The sequence below is a fragment of the Terriglobales bacterium genome (assembly GCA_035937135.1).
In the GTDB taxonomy this organism is placed as follows: domain Bacteria; phylum Acidobacteriota; class Terriglobia; order Terriglobales; family Acidobacteriaceae; genus DASYVL01.
On sequence record DASYVL010000087.1, the window covers coordinates 1 to 3,994 of the forward strand.

Sequence of the window (3,994 nt, forward strand, 5' to 3'; positions counted from 1 at the left end):
CACGAACTCGACCATGGAGTGGATGGTGGACTGCGGGTGCACCATCACGCTCACCTTGCCGGGCGGCAGGTCGAAGAGCCGGCAGGCTTCGATGACCTCGAAGCCCTTGTTCATCAGCGTGGCCGAGTCGATGGTGATGCGCTTTCCCATCTTCCATGTGGGATGGTTGAGCGCCTGCTCTACGGTGATGGAGTCGAAGTCCTTCGCGGGAGTGTTGAGGAAGGGCCCGCCCGAGGCGGTCAGCCAGATGCGCTCGACTTCCTTGGCCTCTCCGCCGCGCAGACACTGATGCAGCGCGTTGTGCTCGCTGTCGATGGGCAGCAGCGGCTTGCCCTGCTTCTTCGCTTCCGCCGTGATCAGTTCGCCCGCCGCGACCAGGCATTCCTTGTTGGCCAGGCCGACCGTCTTGCCCGCTTTGACGGCTTGGTAAGTCGCTTCCAAACCCGCCACGCCGACGATGGCGCTGACCACGAAGTCGGCTTCCGGATGAGTGGCCACGCGGACGGAGCCGGCGGCCCCGCTCATCACTTCAATGTCGGCGAGCCCGGCGGTCTTCAGCTTGCCTCGGAGCTTGTCGGCGTCGGCCTCGGCGGCCATCGAAACCACGCGCGGCCGCCAGCGCTGGGCCTGCTCGAAGGCTGCGTCCACATTGCCGCCCGCGGCGAGGGTAGCCACGGAGAAGCGCTCAGGATTCGACTCCACCACGCTGAGCGTGCTGCGTCCGATGGAGCCGGTGGAGCCCAGGATGGCGAGGCGCTTCATGGAGGTAAAGAAATTCGATTCAGGAGCTTACGGCGAATAGTATCACGGCAAAACCGAAGGGCGCGGCGAACAGCAGCGCGTCCACGCGGTCCAGAACGCCTCCGTGTCCGGGCAGGATCGATCCTGAGTCCTTCACATTCGCGCCGCGCTTGATCATGGATTCCACCAGGTCCCCAAATTGCGCGGCAACGTTGATGAGTGCGGAGCATACCAGTGCCCTCCACAAGGGAAGCGAATACGCCTCTGGCGTCTCGATTCGATTCGCCAAGGGTTGGAAGGACTGTTCCCGGGCGGGCCAATCGAGGTTTGCAATCAGCCCGTGCTGTTGCGACCAGCCGACGATCTGGGGCGAGAAGTGGAGGATCAATGCGCCCAACACACTCGCCGCCACAACAGAGGCGACCGCTCCTTCCCAGGTTTTCTTGGGGCTGATTTCCGGGGCCAGGCGGTGCTTTCCCATCGAGGTGCCGACGTAATAGGCGCAGATGTCTCCGGACCAGACGATAACGAAGAGATACAGAAGATAGAAAGAGCCAAGCGGCAGCGTTCGCAGAAGCACGAGTGTGCCCAGGCCGAAGGCCACATAGATGAATCCAAACTCCGACAAGGCCGCGCTGGGAGCAGCCGTACGCAAGTCTTGGCGGAGTGCGATCAGACCATAGACAAACGCCGGAATCAGGGCGGCGCTGCCCGCAAGAAGAAAAAAGATCCCGCCGACTTCGGCATCCTCGAGCCGACTGCCCGTGAAGCCCAGCAGCAGAAAGTACAGGACGACGAGAGCGTAGGTTAAGAGCGGGAAGGACGTGAATCCATACGCCTTCACCAGGTCCATGTATTCGCGCATGGCCAGCAGGGCCACCAGTGCCACAGCCGCGGCGAAAAGCCAAACAGGTGCCTTGAAGGTGATTAGCAGCACCAGCGGGATGAGCACGACCGCGGTGAGGACGCGCTTCACGGCGTGACCTCAGGGGCTAAAGCCCCTCTCTCTCTGAACGTCTGTTCGGCACGACTGAAGTCGTGCTCTGATACGAGGCGTCTGAAAACCTTGACACCCTGCGGCTTTAGCCGCAGGGTGTCGCACTTGGAAGCGATGTCGCGCTCGAGTGTCACAGAGGCAGGCATCTAGCTGGGGCTGCCGTCGGCGTGGCCCAATCCGCCGTAGCGCCGCTCGCGCTTCTGATATTCGGCGATGGATTCGAGCAGGTGGCGGCCGCGGAACTCCGGCCACAGGGTCCCGGTCACGTAAATCTCGGCGTAGGCCACCTGCCACAGCAGGAAATTGCTCAGCCGCATCTCGCCGCTGGTGCGGATGACCAGGTCGGGATCGCCCAGGTGCCGGGTGTAGAGGTGCCTCTGGATGAGGTCTTCGTCGATCTTCAGGTGAGCCAGGCCGCCGTTCAAGGCGGCGGCGTTGACGATGTCGTTGAAGGCGTCCACCAGCTCGGCGCGCGCTCCGTAGTTGAGCGCCAGGGTCAGCGTCATCCCGGTGTTGCGGGCGGTTTCTTCCTTGGCCCAGGCCATGCGCTCCTGCACCTCCTGCGGCAACTCGTGGCGGCGCCCGATGTAATCCAGCCGGACGTTGTTGCGCATCAGCGTGGGCAGTTCATCTTTCAAATATTTGCGCAGCAGGTGCATGAGGAATTCCACTTCCGTGCGCGGACGCTTCTGCCAGTTCTCGGCGGAGAAGGCGTAGAGGGTAAGGGCTTGCAGGTGGATGCGGGCGGCGGTCTCGACCGTGGAGCGCACTGAGCGCACCCCGGCGCGATGTCCGGCGATGCGCGGCAGGTGGCGCCGGCGGGCCCAGCGCCCGTTGCCGTCCATGATGATGGCGATGTGTCTGGGAAGCTGGGCGGGGTCGAGCCCGGAGTAGATTTCCGTCTCGCGGCGGTCGAGCCCTTTTGGAGCCGCTATTTGCAAGGCTAACCTCTGACGTTGCTATAAGTTAGCACAGCCGCGTGGGACTCGCAACGCAGTCCCGCCGGGGGCAAGGGTGTTACAATCCCAGATTCCGGCCTGAGATTCCCCCATGTGCGGGGAGCCAGGCCGCATCCAAGCAACGCAGTGAGACTCTCTTCCCACAGCCATCGCGTGCCCGCCCACAGAAGGTGGACGGCCCTGCTGCTGGCGCTGCTGTTTCTGGTGACCGCGAGCGCGCAGGCGGTGCACACGCATCGCGGAATGCTCCCGGCGTCGAAGCAGATCAGCGACACCCTGGACTCGAACGCTGCGGCGCGCTGTGGAGTCTGCCTAAACTCGCAGGCGGCGCCGCTGGGAAGCGTCGCGGTTTCCGCTTCTCCCTACGTGGCCGCCGAGGCTACGGTTCCGCCCAGCCCGCCGGACGTCCACGCGCCCGGCGAGGAGTCGGTCCACCGCGTCCGCCCGCCCCCCGTAGCCTGAGCCGGACAACGCCACCGGTTCCGACTCCTGTTTCTTCTCGCTGAACCGGCGGAGAGCAACGGGCCCCCCTGGGAAATCCACTAAATCTGTTTGGGAGGAGGCTTCCCATGAGAAAGATTCTTGTTATTGCGTTGTTGCTTGCTTTGACCGACGTGTGCTTTGCCCAAGGGCAGGTCCCGGCTGCGGCCCCACACACCGCACCAGACGATACCGCCGCGCGCCTGAAGGCGCTCGAAGAAAAAATCTTGGCGCTGGAGGCCGAGGTCAAGACACTGAAGGAGGCGCAGGCGCTGCCGGCCGCGCCCTCCACGGTGGCGGGCTCGTCTTCCAGTGAGACCGCCCTGACCAAGAATGCCTACCCGCAGCCCGCTCCCGCGCAGTCGCAGGAGCAGACCCTGGGGGGCGTGATTGGCGGCGCGCCGCAGAATGCCAAGCTGCTGAATCCGGACATCAGCATGATCGGCGACTTCATCGCCACCGCCGGCGGCAATCCCTTCCAGCCCGGCCCGGCGCTCGAATTCCACGAAGCCGAGCTGGGGATCCAGGCGGTGGTCGATCCCTATGCCAAGGCCGACTTCTTCATCTCCTTCGGCGAGCATGGCGTGAACCTGGAGGAGGGCTACATCACCTTCACCACTCTGCCCAAAGGGTTTGTCGCCCGGGTGGGAAAGATGCGCTCGGCCTTCGGTGTGGTCAACACGCTGCACAACCACGTTCTGCCCTGGATCGACCGGCCGCTGGTCACGGACAGCCTAGTGGGCGGCGAAGACGGCATTGACGACACCGGCTTCTCCATCAACCGCATCCTGCCCGCGCCCAAGGGCATCTTCCTCGA

5 protein-coding genes are annotated in these 3,994 nt (G+C 64.0%); 2 read left to right on the forward strand and 3 right to left on the reverse strand.

The features are described from left to right. The 3 genes from dxr to VGQ94_05395 all read right to left on the reverse strand — a co-directional run. Nucleotides 1-762, reverse strand: a 762-nt coding sequence (dxr, locus tag VGQ94_05385; GenBank protein ID HEV2021941.1) for a 1-deoxy-D-xylulose-5-phosphate reductoisomerase, incomplete at its 3' end; no start/stop codon positions are given. A gap of 19 nt (nucleotides 763-781) precedes the next feature. Next, nucleotides 782-1,717 carry a phosphatidate cytidylyltransferase gene (locus VGQ94_05390; GenBank protein HEV2021942.1) on the reverse strand — a complete coding sequence of 312 codons (936 nt, stop codon included), beginning with the start codon at nucleotides 1,715-1,717 and terminating at the stop codon, nucleotides 782-784. 167 nt (nucleotides 1,718-1,884) lie between these two features. Further along, nucleotides 1,885-2,679 carry an isoprenyl transferase gene (locus VGQ94_05395; protein ID HEV2021943.1) on the reverse strand — a complete coding sequence of 265 codons (795 nt, stop codon included), beginning with the start codon at nucleotides 2,677-2,679 and terminating at the stop codon, nucleotides 1,885-1,887. A 144-nt stretch (nucleotides 2,680-2,823) separates the two neighbouring features. Between VGQ94_05395 and VGQ94_05400 the strand changes: the two genes are divergently transcribed. Beyond that, entirely contained in the window at nucleotides 2,824-3,159 is a 336-nt protein-coding gene (locus VGQ94_05400; GenBank protein HEV2021944.1) for a hypothetical protein, read from the forward strand. A gap of 107 nt (nucleotides 3,160-3,266) precedes the next feature. Next, nucleotides 3,267-3,994: hypothetical protein (locus VGQ94_05405; protein HEV2021945.1), on the forward strand; the 728-nt coding region annotated here is incomplete at its 3' end.